Below are 19,066 nucleotides of genomic sequence, written 5' to 3'. Positions count from 1 at the left end.
TTTAGGCTGGTCAGGTGGTTAGAAGTACAAGCCCCTGGCTTTAGACATGGGGTTGGTTTCTACGGAGTCCCTGACACTCCGCTGTCACTTCCGCCATTACTCCTCCACTTTGTGCAAAGTTACCCTATATTTTACCACAATTTGCCTCAGCTATATCGCGGGAAAAATTGCCCCAGTTGGATGCAGGATCGATATCGGGAATGAGAAAGACGGGTCGATCGCAATTATCTGCGAAAGCGGTCTCGCTGCAGGTTGCTATCCTCCCACCCATCGGGTTCGTACCGTTCTCATCCAACAGAAGGAGTATTAACATTAGCGACTTTGCTCTTCTTCTTGTGCTTTTTGACGCTTCTCTATTTCTTTTTCGGCTTGTTTTTTGCCGTCCTTAGCGGCGTTGTAATCCGGTTGGTAGCGCAAGGCTTTTTCATAAGCGGATATCGCCTCCTCATAGCGGGTTAATTTGACCAGAGAATTGCCCTTTCCATACCAGGATTCGGCATCGTCTGGTTTCACATACACGGCTTCATCATAGGAATAAATCGCCTCTTGATAGCGGTTTAAATTGTAAAGGGCGTTGCCTCGGTTGTACCAGGCGCGATTGTGATTGCGGTTTAAATCTAGAGCTTTGTTGTAGGCATCGATCGCCGCTTCGTAGCGACGCAGCTCGTGGCGTGCCCAGCCTAAATGATACCAGGCTTCTTCATAGCTGGGTTTGAATTTAACGGCTTTTTCATAAGACCCGATCGCCTCTTCATACTTTTCCAAATGAGACAACGCACTGCCGCGACTGTACCACGCTTGATGAAAATTCGGCTGAAATCGCACGGCTTTATCGTAAGATTCCACCGCCTTTTTATACTCCTTCATTTGCATCAACACATTGCCGCGATGATACCAGGCTACGGGATAATCAAATTGATAATTAACCGCTTTATCGTAAGATTCAAACGCCTTTTCGTAGGAATTTAATTGATGCAAAGCCCACCCGCGACTGTACCACGCTTCCGGATAGTCTGGTTGCAACTCGACCGCTTCATCATAGGCGGCGATCGCTTCTTCGTAGCGCTGTAACTTCACCAGGGCATTTCCTTTGCCAGACCAAGATTGAGCGGAGTCTGGAGACAGAGCGATCGCCTTTTCAAACGCCGCGATCGCCTCTTCAAAGCGCTCTAATTGATTCAGCACATATCCCCGTCCCCGCCAACCCATTACAGAACTCGGACTCAATTGAATGGCGCGATCGAACGCATCTAGTCCCTCTTCATACCGATTTAACTCATACAGCGTTTCTCCTTTACTTTCCCACAGGTCTACAAAATCTGGCTTAATTTTCAGCCCTTTTTCAAACGATTTCAGCGCTTCTTCATAGCGATTCAAACTCGAAAGGGTTAGCCCTTTGCTATACAATTCGCTGGCGGTAGAAGAATTAATCGTATTCATAATCGAAACCGACGCGATCGCAGTTCCGAGACCGAGAACCGCCACCGCGATCGCCCCCACGAGAAGTTTCGATCGCCCCGCCGTCAGTTTGGGTGGCGCAACCAACGCCGGAGACACCGGAAATGTCGCCGCCGTGGGTTGCCTCAAATCATTGATTGCCTGCAACGCTTCCACTGCTGAAGGATAGCGATCGCGAAAGTCATAGCGCACCATTTTATCGATAACGTTCTGCAACGGCGTACTGACTTCTACCGCATCATGCCAGTTAATTTCATTCGTTTGCGGATCTAGGGGAAATTGAGTCGGACTCAATCCTGTCAGCGCTTGAATGGCGAGAACCCCAACCGCATAAATATCGCTACTGGGTTTCGGATTGCCATTCGCTTGTTCGCTGGGAAGATATCCGGGAGTCCCTATACAGACACTCACCGGAGATTGCGAACCGGCATTCACCATTTGAGTGGTGAGCTGTTTCACCGCGCCGAAATCAATTAACGCTAATTTTTTATCTCCCTTGCGCCGCAGGATATTGCGCGGATTGATATCCCGATGAATTACATTTTTTTGATGAACGAAAGCCAATATTTCTAACAGTTCTTGCAGCAGAGAAATCACCGCCGGTTCATCCAGGCGATCGCCCGGAACGATTTCTTCACTTAAATCCCGTCCCTCGACGAATTCCTGCACCAAATAAAACTCTTGATTTTCTTCAAAATAGGCAAATAACTTCGGAATGCTCTCGTGATGTCCTAACTCGTGCAGCACCTTCGCTTCCGTATCGAATAATCGTCTGGAAATCTGTAGCGTTGCCGGATCTGTTGCCACAGGTTTCAATTGCTTAACCGCGCACAACGGAGTTCCGGGGAGATGCCGGTCCTGGGCCAGAAATGTGGTGCCAAATCCGCCACTCCCCAAGGTATTGATGATATTGTACCGCCCACCAAGTATTGTTCCGCGCATATTACCAGTGATTCTGTTGTACTAACTGCTGATGACCCTACCCCCGTGAGGGACGCGAGAATTTCAATGACACCATTCTTCGCTTGCATGGTTGCCACTCGATTATGCCACAATCCGATTCTCAGGGGATTGAAATCGCGCTGACCCCTCTTTCCTACTTTAATCGAGAAGTCACCGCCAATTATGGATTTCTCGGTCTCTTCGCACCTTCTCCAGCCTCCGTTTAAAAAAAAGATTGACAAAATTTGTCTCATGTGCATCGCGCAAGTTCATTCAGCTACCCTGCTGCAAGTTCAGTTTACAAAACCGCTTTTATTTGAGAGGCGCTAAAGTCACTGGTGCCGATCGCATCGCACGATACCCTCTAACGGGGCATTTTAAAAATATTTAGTATAAATTTCGAGTTATATTAGCACGCTCCATCAAGGGAACGAAAATCAGCGTTCGCACAGGGCGAACCTCCAGAACGCTACCGGAACCCAATTCAATGACTAATCGCTTAAACCACCAACAGTTACAATCGCTTAACCCCGGGTTTTCCCAGAAATGATGAATGCACTCGATTGTGCCAGATGAACGCCTGCATCATGTTTGCCGGGGGGTGGCAAAACTATGAGGACAAAATGCCCACCCTTTCAGATGCCTAATGACTGATACGCCGATGTGGAACTCCTGAATAACGACACCCCATCTGCGCCCAGTGCCAATTGCGATCGCCCCTCCTAGGGCGCGCCGATCGCCCTAGGGGAAACCGTGGCGCTCTGGACCGCGATCCGCCATGCAGCTCGGTGGCGGATCCCTGCCCAATTGCACAAATCAGATGCAAGGGAAAACAAGTGGGTGCGAAGCGTTCAAACTGTGGTAGGATACCCTCAACGTGCTTGGTGGGAGTAGAAACGCCACAAGCGTCTCTACGAATCCCTTTGATGGGATTGAAATAGTCGGTTACGGATGAAAAGATTGTGACTTTCAAAATCGGTTTACTGGGATTGGGAACGGTTGGAACGGGAACGGCGCAAATCCTGCTGGATGCGGCGGGGCGTCATCCGTTATTGCAGGAATTGGAAATCGCCAAAGTGGGGGTGCGATCGCCGGATAAACCCCGTTCGGTGGACATTCCGACGGATATCTTGACGGCGGATTTAGAAGCGATCGTCACCGATCCCGAAATTGATATTGTGGTGGAATTAATCGGGGGCCTCGAACCGGCGCGATCGCTCATTTTACAGGCAATTTCCCACGGGAAACATATCGTCACCGCCAACAAAGCGGTTATCGCGCGTTACGGCGAAGAAATCTTTACCGCCGCCAACGAAAAGGGCATCTATGTCATGCTAGAAGCAGCAGTGGGCGGCGGTATTCCGGTGATTCAACCCCTAAAACAATCCTTAGGCAGCAACCGGATCCATACCGCGATCGGCATCGTCAATGGCACCACGAACTATATCCTCACCCGAATGCAAGATGAGGGGGCTGATTTTGCCGAGGTTCTCGCTGACGCGCAAAACTTGGGTTACGCTGAAGCAGACCCCACCGCCGATGTGGATGGGTTGGATGCAGCAGATAAAATTGCTATTCTCGCTTCTTTGGCATTTGCAGGACGCATTAAGCGCGAAGAAATTTATACCGAAGGCATTCGTCAGGTGAATGCGGCGGATATCGCCTATGCGGATAAACTCGGGTTTGTTATCAAGTTGCTGGCGATCGCTAAGCGCGAAGATAACCCGAAATCGGCACAATCCACCGAAGACCGATTGCAGTTGCGCGTACATCCCACCTTGGTGCCGAAATCTCATCCCTTGGCCAATATTAATGGGGTATTTAATGCCATTTTCTTGTCAGGAGAACCCATTGGCGAAGTGATGTTTTATGGCAAAGGTGCCGGCGCTGGTCCTACGGCAAGTGCGGTGGTTGCCGATATTTTAAATGTGGCGGCAGTGCTGAAAACGGAAACCGAACCGATTCCTCATCCGCTACTGAGTTGCACGCATCACCATTATTGCGCGATCGCCCCAATGGAAGATGTGATGACGCGATTTTACACCCGCTTTCTTACCGAAGATTATCCCGGCGTTATCGGTCAATTAGGCACGATTTTCGGCAACAATGGGGTGAGTTTGGAATCCGTCGTCCAAATCGGAATGCGCGACAACCGGGCGGAAATTGTGGTAGTCACCCATGACGTGCGCGAAGGCAATTTTAACCAGGCATTAGAGGAAATTCGCCAGTTAGAGGCGATCGCTTCTATCCCCAGTCTCCTGCGCGTCTTGTAACCCTTTCTTTTCCGGAGATTAACTCGTTCCCAGGCTTAACTCGTTCCCAGGCTCTTGCCTGGGAACGTCTCCCCGAGGCTCCGCCTCCCCCAGAACCCCTGGTTTTAGACACACTTAACAGCCTATTTCCAGCCAACATTCCCACCCATTTTCACCCTTTTGTTTCATCTCCCATCCCTACTCTAAAGCCAACCTTTTATGGTCAATCAACCATCCACAATCAAATCGAAACACTCCCCCGAATTACTCCCCCCCAAACCCTTACGATTATTTGTCGGGGGGAGTTTTAAAATGATTGGCCGCGAATTTGCCAGCTATTTTATCGATTTATGCGGATTGCAACCCGACGATCGCGTTTTAGATGTGGGATGTGGTGTGGGACGGATGGCGGTTCCCCTGACCGAATATCTCAACCCACAAGGCACTTACGAAGGATTTGATATCGTCGAAACCGGGATAAAATGGTGCCAAGACTTTATTACCCCTCAGTATCCCAATTTTCACTTCCAACTGGCGGATATTTACAATAAATCTTACAATCCTACGGGACGCTATAGCGCCAGTAACTATCAATTCCCTTACCCCAAAAAGAACTTTAATTTTGTCTTTTTAACCTCGGTTTTAACGCATATTTTACCCGAAGAATTGGAGAATTACTTCAGCGAAATTGCCAGGGTTTTAAAAGTGGGCGGACGCGCATTGCTGACCCTTTATTTGCTCAATGAAGAATCGCGCGCTTTGATAGAATCGGCCCAGAGCAATATTGCATTCAACTATCAGTTTGACCAGTATCGCACCATCAGCAAAGAGGTTCCGGAATCCGCCGTTGCTTATGAAGAGGAATTTGTGCTACAGCAGTGCGAAAAATTCGGTTTAACCGTGAAGCAACCGATTTATTATGGGTCTTGGTGCGGTCGAAGCGAGTTTTTATCCGCGCAAGATATTCTGTTAGTTTCGCGCGAGTCGGTTTAATCGAATTGGGGAAGAATGCATGGGGCAGTAAATTGTAGGGTGGGCAATGCTTACCCTACCAGTGCTGGCAACGAGTAAGGAAAGCGAAACGCATTAATTTCCTCCAGAGAAAAAACCAGCACCAACCTTTGAACAACCTATCCGGATAGGAGAGAAAAATGGCGAGGGTTGAGACGGTGCAAAAGGGAAAACAGACTTTTGCATTTGCCTGGGTTGTCGGGAAAAATTGATTCCCCTGGTGGAGAACGATGTAACCGATGAGTGAAAGCACCGCCTTTTCCAGAGTCGCAGACTGTTTTTTTCCCGGAAAATTCATTAAGATAAACTCGGGGGAGAGGCGATGCTCACCCAGGTTAACACTTTTGGCAGCATGGTTGTGGTTAGCGATGAACTTCTGGCATAAACTCCCGACGATTTTTCGTGGTAGCACTCATCCAACGGTGGCGCGAGGTCAAGCAGTTTCCCTACCCGGAGGGAGGGAAGCGGCGAAATCCCCACCCCGGGTGCCTTTGTCAGTGCTGATATTGGCAGGGGGCACCCTGTTTTGGGTTTCACTACCGTTTCCGGTATGGGCGCAGGTGGTCTTTTCCGATATTCAGAACCATTGGGCGCGCAGTTGCATTGAAGATTTGGCCGCGCGGGACATTCTGACGGTGTTTTCCGAGGAAAATTTTCGCCCAGAGGATCCGGTGCAGCGGGTGGAATATGCGGCGGTGATTGGCAGAGCATTTCCCGACTCCGAACAGGTGCGCGACGGAATTGAATTTGTGGATATTCCTACGGATTATTGGGCGCGGGATATTATCGAAGCAGCTTATACCCGGGGATTTATTTCCAGTTACTCCGGTCGAATTTTCAATCCGACGAAGGAACTGCCTCGGTGGCAAGCGTTGGCGTTATTGTCAAGGGGGTTGAAGTACGAATCCCCCTCGGATCCGATGGCGATTTTGGAAGCATCTCTGGCAGATTGGGATGGGATTCCGGATTTTGCCCGCAATGCGATCGCGGCAGGGGTAAATCAAGGACTGGTGGTGAATTATCCCGATCGCCGCATCTTGAATCCCACCGAACCAGTGAGTCGCGGGGAACTGGCGGCATTTCTCTGTCAGGCGATCGCGAGTTCGCAACCAGTGGCGCTGATTCCACAAGAGTATGTTGCCATCGCGCAACAACCTGCGATCGCTTCCACCCCGGCGGAAGAATTATCCTCGCCATCCCCTACCCCCGAGGAAACCGCAACGGCGCAAGAACTGGATACCCCCGAGGAAACCGCAGGGGCGCAAGAACTGGATACCCCCGAGGAAACCGCAGGGGCGCAAGAACTGGATATCCCCGAGGAAACCGCAGGGGCGCAAGAACTGGATACCCCCGAGGAAACCGCAGGGGCGCAAGAACTGGATATCCCTGACGAAATTGCCACCCCAGAGGAAATGCCGATCGCGGCGGCCAATTCCCAATGGCAAAATGCCGTACTCACCAGTATTTTAAACTTTCAACCCTCGGGAATCGACCGGGATTCGACTATAGAAAAATGCGTCAGCGATGGGGAAGGAAACCGCAGTTGCGAACCGGTGAAAGCGTCGCGGGATGCGGTTTCGCTCGCGATCGGGCCAGAAGGGTCGGTGATGGCAAGCGGTCATCTCGGACCGGATAACGGTCAGATCAATCTGTGGTCGTTGCGAAGTGGGGAGTTGATTCGCACCTTGCCCGGACATTCCACCCGCGTCGGCGCGTTAGCGATCGCCCCGGATGGCAAAACCTTGGTCAGTGGCGGAGGAGACGCGACCCTAAAAATCTGGGATTTGCGAACGGGAGAATTAAAAAATACCCTCACCGAACATGGGGACGAAATCACCAGTGTGGCGATCGCCCCGGATGGCAATACCCTGATTAGCAGCAGTCGCGATCGCACGATTATCTTTTGGAATCTCAATACCGGCGAATCCACCCTCACGATTAACTCACATGGGAGTTCGATTTTGGGATTAACCCTCAGTCCGGATGGGCAATTGGTTGCCAGCAGCAGCGATGACGGATTGGTGAAAATCTGGCGGGTGGATAATGGCGCGTTAGTTCGCACGATTTCCGCCGATATCAACCCCGTAAACGCTTTGGCCATCAGTCCGGACAATCAAACCTTGGCAACTGGTAGCGAGGGTAGCGTTCGCCTGTGGGATATTGCCACCGGGGATTTACTTCGCACCCTCGCCCGCGATCCGGCAGCATCGTTTGTGGATTTGACCTTTACCCGGGACGGAGAGAACCTCGTCAGTAGCGGGAAAGAAGGGGATGAGGAAGCGATCGGCGTCTGGAACGTGCGAACCGGCGCGCTGCTGCATGTTTTCCCCACCTTCGCCCAGGCGATCGCCTTCACCCCAGACGGCCAAACCCTGGTTGCAGGCGGGTGGGATATCAAAATCTGGGAAGTGTCGCAGCAGTGAGACGGAACGGAAAGCCAATCGATGCGAGGGATTGAAATCGCGCCTGGGCTTTTCGTTGTCCGCCTCAGCGGACTAATCCTGTGCGATCCGATCCCTCCGAATGCAAGAGTGCAGACAATATGCCCCCTGGCCGAGGGATGTTTTTGATACTTTATTTTTGATGGCGGATTAACCTTATGGGTTTATTCAAACAGATGACGGCGATATTACTCGGGGCGGCGATCGCAACCGGAACCGGCTTTCCCCCCGCGTTACCTTCGCGGGCGATCGCGCAGACGCGAGAGGGGAATGCGCCACTGGCAATCGCGGAGTTGAATCAGATTGCCAAAAATATCTCGGTGTATATTTCCGGAGAAACGAGCGGTTCTGGGGCGATCGTGGGGCGACAGGGGAATACTTACTCGGTTCTCACTACCCAGCAAGCGCTCTCGGGGGGGGAGAGGTGGGAGCTTTTCACGGCGGATGGTCGGCGCTATCGGGTGAGTGGCGATCGCGTGCGGCGTTTGCCCGGGGGGGATTTGGCGGTGGTGGAGTTTACCAGCGATCGCGACTATCCCGTGGCACAGCTTGCCTCTCCTTCGGACTCGAATATCTATCTCGCCGTGGCCACCGAACCGCAAACCACTTTATTTGCTGCCGGGGAGTGGGTATCTTTTCCGGGCAATACTCCCTCCCCGGACTATCGGTTAATCTATACCAGTGCATTGCAACCCACTCTCAGCGGTGGCGTGGTGTTAGATGCTTGGGGAAGGGCAGTGGCGATTCAAGCAAGATTAAACGAAAATGCCACCTTTGTCAATGCCGCGATTCCTATCGATCGCTTTTTGCAATTCGCGCCGAGGATTGGAGTGAATTTAGGATGGGAAGGGTTAGAATTGGCTAATGCGATCGCCACGCCCGGAGAAGTGAGAGCAATGACCCTCAGTCCCGATCGCAGCTTGTTGGCCACCGCTAGCGGGAACCAGGGCATCCAACTGTGGGATTGGCGCGGATTGGAGTTACTGACGACTTTACGCGGGCATGACGCGCCGGTGAAGGCATTGGCGATAAGTGCGGACAAGCGCACTTTGGTGAGTGGAGATGCGGAGGGCAAGGTCATTTTATGGAACTTGCGATCGGGCGAAATTCTCAATACCCTGAACCGCAGAGTGCCGGATGCGGCAAATCGGGGGGTACAAGGGGTGGCGATTACCTCCAACCAGCGCACCTTGGCCACCGCTAGCCCCCGAGGCATCGAGTTGTGGGAGTTGGAAACCGGACGATTGACCTTGACCCTGCCGAATTCTGCCGATGTCACCGCGATCGCTCTCACCCCCAACGCGCGCACGTTAGTCAGCGGTCATCTGGATAATCGGGTGAAAGTGTGGAATTTGCTCAATGGTACCTTAGTGCGCACTCTGGAAGCGGGAGAGTTTGGTTTTGTGGTGGAAGCATTGGCAATTAGTCCCGATGGACAGAGGGTGGCGGCGGGAACTTATCGTCAGTTTACCCTGTGGGATTTACAATCCGGTCAGCGCCAGCAAACCGTCGCTTTACCAGACGCATTTCAGTACGTTTACGACTTGGCGTTTACCCCGGATGGGAGGGCGATCGCCTCCACTAGCGAAGCGGGGACTCAATTGTGGGATATCGCCACGGGACGCCCGATCGCTACGGCGATCGCCCCCGCCCGATACCTCACGTTTGCTGCCGATCGCACCCTTCTCCTGGGTGGCGATCGCATCCAAATTTGGCAAATTCTGTCTGAAGGGGGTTAGTTATTGGTCCTTTGTCATTGGTCATTGGTCATTGGTCATTGGTCATTTGTCCTTTGTCCTTTGTCATTGGTCATTGGTCATTGGTCATTGGTCATTTGTCCTTTGTCATTGGTCATTGGTCATTGGTCATTTGTGGTTTTTTATCCGTCGAGTTGGAAGCTATAGGGTTAAAACGAATTAGTCCGCGTAGGCGGACTTGGTTTGCCGAGGTGCGATTTTAATCGCCCGCTTTTTATGTGGTTTGCCGAGGTGCGATTTTAATCGCCCGCTTTTGATTTGGTTTGCCTTTTTATTTTGTTGGCCTCAAACTAACATTATATCATTCCTCGCCGCGTAACTGGCGAATTTGGAATTGGGCGTCATTGTAACAGCCGGCCATGCCGCGATCGAGGCAGAGGGTGCCGGCTTTTTGCAAATCGTCGATCGCCCCGGGTTTATCTCCTAACTGACTGCGAACCATGCCTCGGTTGTAATACGCACTATCGTAATCGGGTTTTAAGCGAATGGCTTGGGTATAGTCGGCGATCGCTTGGGCGAAGTTGCCCTGTTTGGCGTAAGCTTCGCCGCGATTGTTATAGGCGACGGCATCGCTGGGGACGGCTTGAATCGCGCGGGTGTAGTCGGCGATCGCGCCTTCCAAATCCCCGGCTTTTGCCCGGGCCAAGCCGCGATTGCTATACAATTTGGCATTATCGGGATCGAGCTGAATCGCCTCGGTACAATCCACCACGGCTTGCGGGTAATTTTCTTGATTCATATAGGCGATACAGCGGTTGCCAGAGGCGGTGGCATCTTTCGGATCCAGTTCTAGGGCTTGGGTACAATCGGCGATCGCTTTTTCGTACTCGGACAAATTCAAGTAAGCGCCGCAGCGATTGGTATAATAGGCGGAGGCTTCCGGATTTAAGGCGATCGCTTCGCTATAATCCTCCATCGCTCCCTGATAGTCTGCCAGAAAGAATCGCGCCCGCCCGCGACTGTAATAGGTATCGGGATTTTTCGGATCTAGCTTCAGGGCTTTGGTATAATCGGCGATCGCCCCTTGTTTGTCATCCGCCGCCGAACGGGATAAGCCGCGATTGAGATAGGCGAGGTTTGCCAATTCCGGCTTCAGGTCGATCGCTTTTGTATAGTCGGCAATAGCAGCCGCATAGTCGCCGATGCCGTGATATGCCAGCCCCCGCTGGTAATATGCATCCGCATCCGTGGGCTTGCGTCGCAGGACTTCGGTAAAATCCTCTACGGCGGTGGCATCTTCCCCGAGTTCGTAGCGCGCCAATCCGCGATTGTAATAGGCATCTACCCGCTCCGGATCTAGGCGAATGGTACTTGTATAATCCCCGATCGCCGCTTCGTAGTCGCCTTTTTTGTATAACACATTACCCCGCTGGTAATGCGCCTCCGGGTCGTTCGGAGCCTGAGACACGGCGCGATCGAGCTGGTCTAGGGTCGCTTCACTGTCCTCCCTATCGGTAAGGGCGGCGCTGCTATCTTGTAAGGGGGCAACCCGCTGGCTGGACAAGCGATTATACATAATCAACCCGATAACCAACAGAGCGATCGCCGCCCCGATGCCCAGTAAAATCGCGATCGGGGGCGAGAACCTGCGGCCAGTGCGACCCCGCGACACTGGCACATTGCCTGCGGCCACTTCTTCGGGCGATCGGGGAGGGGGCGGTGGCGGTAGCGGAATCGGTGCCGGCCCCGAGGAAGCGGCGTTGAGTTTTCGCAGGTCTGCCAGCACTTCCGTTGCCGACTGATACCGTTGGCTCGGATCGGGATGCACCATTTTATCCAGGATCTCGCGAAATTCTAGAGTGAGATTAACCCCGTGAGGCCAGTGTTTGCCGTTGGAATTGTGAGTGCTTTTGAGCAGTTTGCCCACTTCTGGTGCCGAAAACCCGGTAAGGGCTTGAATGGCGATCGCGCCTGCTGCATAAAGGTCGGTATTATAAGAAAAGTTACCTTGAAATTGTTCGTAAGGAATATAACTGTCAATGCGGCCCGTGCCATTTTCCACCGATTGTCCCTGCGCCTTCATCAGTTGATAGCTGATTTCTTTAACCGGACCAAAATCGATTAACACTAATTTACCATCTTGATGGCGACGCACGATATTATCCGCTCGAATATCGCGGTGAACGATACCATGTCCGTGAACGAACACCAAAATTTCTAAAACTTCCTGCAATAAGTATCGGGTTTGTTCTTCGTTGAGCGGTTTTCCGTGACCGATTTCGCTGGCAAGGGGTCGTCCGGGAATGAATTCTTCGACCAGATAAAACTCTTTATTTTCCTCAAAAAATGCTAGCAGTTGCGGAATGCGATCGTGTTTGCCCAGTTTTTCCAGAGATTCGGCCTTTTTTTTAAAAAGAAGTTCGATAATTTGCAGGGTGCGCGGATTGTTGCTTGGGGGACGAAGTTGCCGCACCAAACATTGCGGATACCCCGGACGATGAGTATCCGCTGCTAAATAGGTTTGTCCGAATTGTCCGGAACTGAGGACTTTGGTAATTCGGTAACGTCGATCTAAAATTTGGCCGATCATTGCTGCACCCAAAAGGCAAAATTTCTATTGATTATGACATGCATCAAGCGCCCGATGCGGTATCGGAATTTATCAAAAATGCTACCGGATTCCCCGGGAAGTTGGGACAAGCAGGCGATCGCCCTTGAAATCAAGTCGGGCAAAGCAAAGGCGATCGCATTTAATTCGGATCCAACTCCCGGTTAAATTTTCCTGTCCAGTTCCCATTCCCTTCGCCACGCCAGCGACGAATCACCGTTAGCCCCACACAATACGCCACCAGGGAACACACTGACGCCATCACCAAACTGCCTGCAAACAAGCTGGTGATAAACTCTGCCCCAACTTCGAGCAAGGCGTCTACGGATTCCAAGTTTTCGATCTCGAAGACTTCGTGACTTCCCAGCAGCCATTGCCCCACTTCAAAATTGATAAAATAAATCGGTCCATAGGTGATAGGATTGCTAATCCAAGTGCCGGCGGCGGCGAGCAGTTTGCTCCCGCGAAAGGGGATAGCCAGGGCGATGCCAAACAGGGTTTGGATACCAAACAAGGGGAACAACCCGGCAAATACCCCCACCGCCAATCCTCGGGCGAGAAACTCCGGAGAGCCTTTTTGGCGAAGTAAGCGGCAATACCAGTAGCGCAGGCGTCGCTGCCAAGGGGATTGGGATTTACCCTCGCCAAACAGCCCTCTTGCGATCGCCTGACGGATTTTGCGGAGTCGTTTTTCTGAAACTACCTGCTGCTGTAAGTTTTTCCATCCCTTAGCAAGGGCGAATATCAGTTTTTTGGCAGCTAGCCACCATGAGAGTTGATTCATTGTCGGATTTTCGTTCGTCTTTGGATAACATTCTTTCTTTATTTTGTAGAACATTAGGCGATCTTGGCAAAAATCTGGGAAGTCAATGCAACCACAGCGGCACTGTGTTTTCATCTCGGCGGGGAATGCCCACCGGACAAATCCCTGATGCCTCAATCTCCTACAATTGACAATAGAGACCAATTGAGTCGGAAATGGCGGATTTTTGCACAGAAACTCTCTGGCAGCACTGTTGCGGTAGTTTAGCTTAGGATAGCCTGGGCTACCGCAGCGATCGGGAGTGCGATCGGGATTGAACCTGCACCCACCGTTTTAGGTACCCCGATCGCAGAAGATAAATTTTGGGAATCTCAACCGGGAGGGGAAACATGACACAGCAGATCCTGCAGCGCGAGACGATCGCCGCTATCTCTACGGCCATCGTACCGCAACAAGGCAGTATTGGCATCGTGCGCCTCTCCGGGGCGCAGGCGGTGGCGATCGCGAAAACGTTATTTCGCGCCCCAGGAAAGCAACCCTGGGACAGCCACCGCATCCTTTATGGCTACATTCACCATCCGCAAACTCAAGCCCTCGTCGATGAAGCCTTGCTGCTGATTATGAAAGCGCCGCGCTCTTTCACCCGCGAGGATGTGGTGGAATTTCACTGTCACGGCGGAATTATGCCAGTGCAGCAAGTATTGCAACTGTGCCTGGAAGCCGGGGCGCGACTGGCACAACCGGGAGAATTTACCCTGCGGGCGTTTTTAAATGGACGGTTGGATTTAACCCAAGCCGAAAGTATTGCTGATTTGGTAGGGGCGCGATCGCCGGCAGCTTCGGAAGCCGCCTTAGCCCAATTGCAAGGCAAATTGGCTCACCCGATTCGCTCCTTACGCGCCCAATGTCTGGATATCCTGGCTGAAATTGAAGCCCGAATCGATTTTGAAGAAGATTTGCCCCCATTAAATGAGCCGGAAATTATCCAACAGATTAACCGGGTTGTGGGCGAAATGTCAAGAATTCTAGCCACTGCCGATCGCGGGGAATTGTTACGGACCGGCTTAAAAGTGGCTATTGTCGGACGTCCGAATGTGGGAAAATCTAGTTTGTTGAATGCCTGGAGTCGCAGCGATCGCGCGATCGTTACCAACCTCCCGGGCACTACTCGCGATGTGGTGGAATCTCAGTTAGTGGTGCAAGGGATTCCGGTACAAGTGCTCGATACCGCCGGAATTCGCCAAACCGAAGACCAAGTAGAGAAAATTGGCGTAGAGCGATCGCGCAAAGCGGCAAATTCTGCCGATCTGGTTCTCCTCACCATCGCTGCAGAAGATGGGTGGACTCCCGAAGATGAAGAAATCTACCACCATGTCAACCATCGTCGGCTGATTTTAATCCTCAATAAAATCGATTTGGTCGCACAACTTCCGCCTTTACCTCCCCTGGACAATCTCTCTCAAATTGTCAAAACTTCCGTCCCGAACAATCAAGGCATCGAGGAATTAGAACAAGCGATTTTAGATGCGGTGAATCTAGGCAATCTACAAGCGGCTAATCTGGATATGGCTATCAATCAGCGTCAAGAAGCTGCCTTGACCCGGGCGAAAACTTCTCTGCTACAAGTGCAAGAAACCATTCGCAATCAATTGCCTCTAGATTTTTGGACCATTGACCTGCGCGGTGCGATTCAAGCTTTAGGTGAAATCACTGGGGAAGAAGTGACCGAATCGGTGTTAGATAGAATATTTAGTCGGTTTTGTATTGGCAAATAACCTCACGATTCCTCGGTGGGATTTTAATTGGGCCGGTGCGTCACCCCCGGTGTGGATTGGGTTGATATTCCAGCAATTTGGAGCGGGGGTGACGCGCGGTTGGTTGCGGATTAAGCGGATTGGGTTTGCCGTGCTTTTTTCAGCATGTCGATTAACGTATGGTGCGCGTCTTCGGAATCTTTCAGGGTGCGATCGAAGGTAATTCGCACCGGCACGGCGCGATTGTCAACTTGGGCGGTGAGGTTCATGCCCAGAGGGTCGATGGAGAGCATTTTGGCGGAAGTGGCTTCTGGGGTTTCGCCATAGGTTTGCGCGTATATTAGTACGGCATCCGCATGGTCGTCGTTCATATGAGTGCAGATGCGATCGCTGACTTTTTCGGTGATTATATCGGCCATAAAACAACTCCTTTGCTTTTGATTTGTTTTCGTTTATCTTACGATTATTAGGGTTTTCTTCACAACCGAATTAAGCAAATTTATCGGCTAGCGCAATGACAAAATTCCAGGTCAAAAAGCCCACAGCAATAACCAGAATTACGAACAAACTAATACTAAAAAAAGAGCGCAGTACGGGGGTGGGTTTTGGGTTTGCCATCGGTAAATTCCTCGCAAAATCGGGTTAGGCGTGTTGCTGATGCCCGAGTCATTATCATAGGTTTGACAATTTGTCAAGCATTGGCAAAAAATCGGGGGTGAGACCCAATCCGGCGGGTAGGGTGTGAAAGGTTCGCGCACCCGATAAGGGCGGTTCGTTGACCTTCACCCTTCTCGGGTGCGGGCTTTTGCTCCTGCACACCGAGAGCGACCGGATTCGGTATGACACCATGATAGAAGGGTTTGCAATTCTGTGGCAGTGGCATCAAGCGGCGATCGGGCGAGAGTTAGGCCAGGGGAAGGGAATTGGCGATCGCCCCGGTGGCATTCGTGGCATATCCGGCTTGCAGGGCGCGAACCATCTGCTCCAATGCTGCCTCATTCATCGCCGGATAACAAGGCAGATAAACCATTTTCTCGAAAATCGAGCGCGTATTCACCGGCACCAGGTGCGGATGGGTCTCCGGCGGATCCACCACGCACATGCTATTTCCCTGAGTGGAATCAAAACCGGCTTGCGCCAAAGAGGCGATCGCCGCGTGCGGATCCTCGGCCACAATCGGCACCACCCAATGAGAATGGGGACTGTTGGCGGTACCCGGAACCCTAAACTGATTGCCGCTTTCATGTAACAGCCGCACCAGGGTTTTGCCCAAATCAGCCTGGGAAGCCAGACGGGCTGGCGTGTAGCGCTGTAGGCGACGACTCAGCAGGGTGAGTAACGGGGCGCAAGGTTGGTGACGCAACCTAGGAATCAGTTCGGTGCGGGGGAACCCGCGCACTGCTTGATTGAGTACGAAATCATAGTCAATCCCCAACCGTCGGCACAGAAAAATCAGCGAGGAAAACCCGGCGCGAGTGGAAAGAGCCTTGAGGGCCATATATTTGAGCAACCGAGTGGTGTAGGTAAAGCGATCTTGCAGGGGATAGGCGCTTTGGATTTGACTCATGCGATCGCGCAATTGCGGGTCGCGAACGCGCAGCAATGCGCCGCCGAGAGCAGTGGCAAACTTAATATTGCCGAAACTGAAACAGCTAACATCGGCCTCGCGATGACCTTTATAATCCGGGGTAAAGGCTTGGGCGCAGTCTTCCACCAAAATTGCCCCGTAGCGATCGCGCGCCGCTAGCAGGGGTTCGATATTTGCCCGTCCCCCAAATAAATGAGCCACTAAAATCACCCCAGTCTGGGGGCCGATCGCCTTTGCCAAACTCGCCGGATCCGGTGCCATCGTTGCCGGATCCAAGTCAATCGGTACCGGAATCAGCCCTTGATTGCGAACGATAGCAATCATATCCGGAATCGTCAGGGCGCTGATTGCCACCTCGCTTCCCGGCGGCAAATTCAGCGCTTGCAGCAGTAAATCCCACCCCGATCGCACCGATAAGCAGGCGATCGCCGCTCCCCTGGCATCTTCACCCCACCAGCGTTCTAGCTCGGTTTGGATTATGGCGCGTTTTTGCGGCGGACAGCTCAAAGCAGCCCCCAAGCCATAAACCAAATCCGAATAATCAATATCAAAGCGTTTGCGCGACCACATTGCCTCACTCCTCATCTAAACAGTAATTGCCTACTCTAGCGCAACCGGAGAGGAACGCAGGATCGAGACCATTCAAACTGGAAAGTTTGAAGTATGAAATGTTGGGTTTCAGATTGACAATTTCATACTTCATTTCTCATCCCTGCCTATCCGTTCACCTTACCGAGGTCGGCCCAGGGTTGTGATATAGATTACCGCTTCATCGGCGGGAATGCCCAGGACTTCGTTCACTTGGTCATCAAAAAAGCCGCCGATGCCACTGACGCCTAAAGTCATGTAAATAGCCGCGAGGTTGAGGCGTTGGCCCAAGTGTCCGGCATCCATATGCAAATAGCGGTAGGCGCGATCGCCATATTTAGCGATCGCCTTATTCAAGTCCGCCGTCTGAAACACCACCGCCGAGGCATCTCGCCCCAAATCTTGCCCCAAGCACAAATAATGCAACTGTCGGCGGAAATTCTTAAACCGGACTTGGCGCAACTCTTCCGCCTTCGGCGCATAGTAATAACAGCCTTCATCTAACCCAGTGACGGAAGACACCGCCACAAAGGTCTGCAGCAAGCTCAAATCAAAAAAGTCCGGATAGCCATCCAAGGTGGCATAGGTGTAATGTTCTGGATGATAGGTAAAATCCAGCAGCGCCTTGAGTTCCTCAATCGTCAGGGGGGCACCGCTATAGGCGCGGGTGGACCGCCGTTTCAGGATAGTAGTTTCCAATCCTTCCAGATTTTCCTTCCAGTCTATGGGTGCGGTTTTGGTCGAGACTTTCGTACAAAACGGAAAGTTGTACTTATCTTCTTGCGGTTCCTCATCGGAATCCGAACCGAACCATCCTCCCACCCCAGTGGTATCGGACTCGATTTCGGTGGCTTGGTGAAAATAGCCAAGCAATTCCCCATCGGGAATCTCGGGATACTCGGTGTGGGTGGCGGAGGGTAAGGCGCTGCGATATTGAGGCAGGTTTTGATTGAAATCGAGCAAATCCGCCAGGGGGGCGATGGCGATGGTGGCTTCTTGCTCGGAGTCTAAATACAGCAATCCGTTCAGCGCTTCATCGTTAAATCCGCCAATTAAATGCGGTCGATAGTCGCATAAGGAGCCAGCTAGCTCCAAGTTGCCCAGCAAATGGCCGGTATCGAGAAAAATGCGCCGATAGGCCCGGTCTTGATAGCGCCACGCTGAGCGATAAAATATGGCAGTGGTGACGATCGCAATTCGGGTATGCTCTAAGGCAGGATGCCAAAAACAGGCCGCTTGCAGCTCTGGCCAAGGGTCGCTATCCCAAAAGCGCACCAAGGAATGGGTTTGGGTCTGGTAGTTGTACAAGCCTTTGGGTAAATAGGCGGTTCCCAAGGAGATTAGGTAAACTTCCGCCGGATATAATCCCCCAGCAGAAGGGGCGGCTCTCAAGTAAATTGGCGTCCCGGTAATGGTGGCGAGTTTCGCCGTTAGGCCATAGCTACAAAACAGCAGGCGCGATAAACGGGTCAATCCCTTGCGCTGTGCGTCTGTCTCCTCTGCGGTAGATTCTTTTTTCAGATAGGGTTTTAAATCAATTTTGGCTCCAATCTTGTATTGTTTGAAAGGCAGCGGTTGGTTTTCCCAGTCCAACTGATGGCTCTTCGCCGCCAGGGTCTGCGGATCGTATTTGGTGCGATCGTGGTAGTGTTGGGCAATAGAATCTTTGAGTTCTGGCATAGGAAGTTGGATGAAGATCGAACGTAATGTTTCGATTTTGGCATTCTTACTGCAGAATTTGGCGGTTCCCTCCCGAAACCCAACCCCGGATCGGGTTGACTCCCGGCATCCGCGCCAGGGACTCCCGGTTCTCTGTGGAAAGAGAGAGTCTCGAACACTGTTAAGTGTTGGGGATTTTTGTTACCCTATTTTAAATGCTCGATCGAGGGTCAGCACCCCGCTCTAAAGAGACGGGGCTTCTAGCCCCTGACTTTAGGTAGCTGACCAGCCTAAGCCCTACGAGG

Annotated in this window: 11 protein-coding genes; 5 read left to right on the top strand and 6 right to left on the bottom strand. The window is 51.9% G+C overall.

Going from position 1 to position 19,066, the window contains the following annotated elements:
• Positions 1–312: 312 nt before the first annotated feature.
• Positions 313–2,400, bottom strand: a complete 2,088-nt coding sequence (locus LKK83_RS28340) for a serine/threonine-protein kinase (RefSeq protein ID WP_324634813.1) — start codon at positions 2,398–2,400, stop codon at positions 313–315.
• Positions 2,401–3,362: 962 nt separating this feature from the next.
• Here LKK83_RS28340 and LKK83_RS28335 point away from each other — a divergent pair.
• The 4 genes from LKK83_RS28335 (at position 3,363) to LKK83_RS28320 (ending at position 9,843) form a co-directional block, all read left to right on the top strand.
• Complete coding sequence (locus tag LKK83_RS28335) at positions 3,363–4,673, top strand: homoserine dehydrogenase (protein WP_324634812.1); 1,311 nt, start codon at positions 3,363–3,365, stop codon at positions 4,671–4,673.
• Positions 4,674–4,964: 291 nt separating this feature from the next.
• Positions 4,965–5,645 (top strand): class I SAM-dependent methyltransferase, encoded by a 681-nt coding sequence (locus LKK83_RS28330; RefSeq protein ID WP_324634811.1) that lies wholly within the window; start codon positions 4,965–4,967, stop codon positions 5,643–5,645.
• A 362-nt stretch (positions 5,646–6,007) separates the two neighbouring features.
• Positions 6,008–8,086, top strand: coding sequence for an S-layer homology domain-containing protein (locus tag LKK83_RS28325; RefSeq protein WP_324634810.1), 2,079 nt, complete (start codon positions 6,008–6,010; stop codon positions 8,084–8,086).
• 176 nt (positions 8,087–8,262) lie between these two features.
• Positions 8,263–9,843: a WD40 repeat domain-containing protein gene (locus LKK83_RS28320; protein ID WP_324634809.1), complete on the top strand. Its 1,581-nt coding sequence runs from the start codon at positions 8,263–8,265 to the stop codon at positions 9,841–9,843.
• 319 nt (positions 9,844–10,162) lie between these two features.
• On the opposite strand, the gene LKK83_RS28315 is transcribed toward LKK83_RS28320, so the two are convergent.
• Positions 10,163–12,403 carry a tetratricopeptide repeat protein gene (locus LKK83_RS28315; RefSeq protein ID WP_324634808.1) on the bottom strand — a complete coding sequence of 747 codons (2,241 nt, stop codon included), beginning with the start codon at positions 12,401–12,403 and terminating at the stop codon, positions 10,163–10,165.
• 148 nt (positions 12,404–12,551) lie between these two features.
• On the bottom strand, positions 12,552–13,193 hold the full coding sequence (locus tag LKK83_RS28310; protein WP_324634807.1) for a DUF2062 domain-containing protein: 642 nt from the start codon (positions 13,191–13,193) through the stop codon (positions 12,552–12,554).
• 368 nt (positions 13,194–13,561) lie between these two features.
• Here LKK83_RS28310 and mnmE point away from each other — a divergent pair, with 368 nt between their 5' ends.
• The gene (gene mnmE, locus LKK83_RS28305) at positions 13,562–14,947 is read left to right on the top strand and encodes a tRNA uridine-5-carboxymethylaminomethyl(34) synthesis GTPase MnmE (RefSeq protein WP_324634806.1); all 1,386 of its coding nucleotides are present in this window, start codon (positions 13,562–13,564) and stop codon (positions 14,945–14,947) included.
• A gap of 110 nt (positions 14,948–15,057) precedes the next feature.
• Here the strand turns inward: mnmE and LKK83_RS28300 are convergent, their stop codons facing one another.
• The 3 genes from LKK83_RS28300 to LKK83_RS28290 all read right to left on the bottom strand — a co-directional run bounded on the left by LKK83_RS28300 (position 15,058) and on the right by LKK83_RS28290 (position 18,782).
• The gene (locus LKK83_RS28300) at positions 15,058–15,345 is read right to left on the bottom strand and encodes a DUF2470 domain-containing protein (RefSeq protein WP_324634805.1); all 288 of its coding nucleotides are present in this window, start codon (positions 15,343–15,345) and stop codon (positions 15,058–15,060) included.
• Between the two features lie 485 nt (positions 15,346–15,830).
• Positions 15,831–17,084, bottom strand: a complete 1,254-nt coding sequence (locus LKK83_RS28295; protein WP_324634804.1) for a DegT/DnrJ/EryC1/StrS family aminotransferase — start codon at positions 17,082–17,084, stop codon at positions 15,831–15,833.
• Positions 17,085–17,243: 159 nt separating this feature from the next.
• Positions 17,244–18,782 (bottom strand): SagB/ThcOx family dehydrogenase, encoded by a 1,539-nt coding sequence (locus LKK83_RS28290; RefSeq protein WP_324634803.1) that lies wholly within the window; start codon positions 18,780–18,782, stop codon positions 17,244–17,246.
• Positions 18,783–19,066: the final 284 nt, after the last annotated feature.

This window comes from Phormidium sp. CCY1219 (genome assembly GCF_035615515.1).
Lineage (GTDB): Bacteria > Cyanobacteriota > Cyanobacteriia > Cyanobacteriales > Laspinemataceae > CCY1219.
This window is presented reverse-complemented; position numbering and strand designations above follow the sequence as displayed.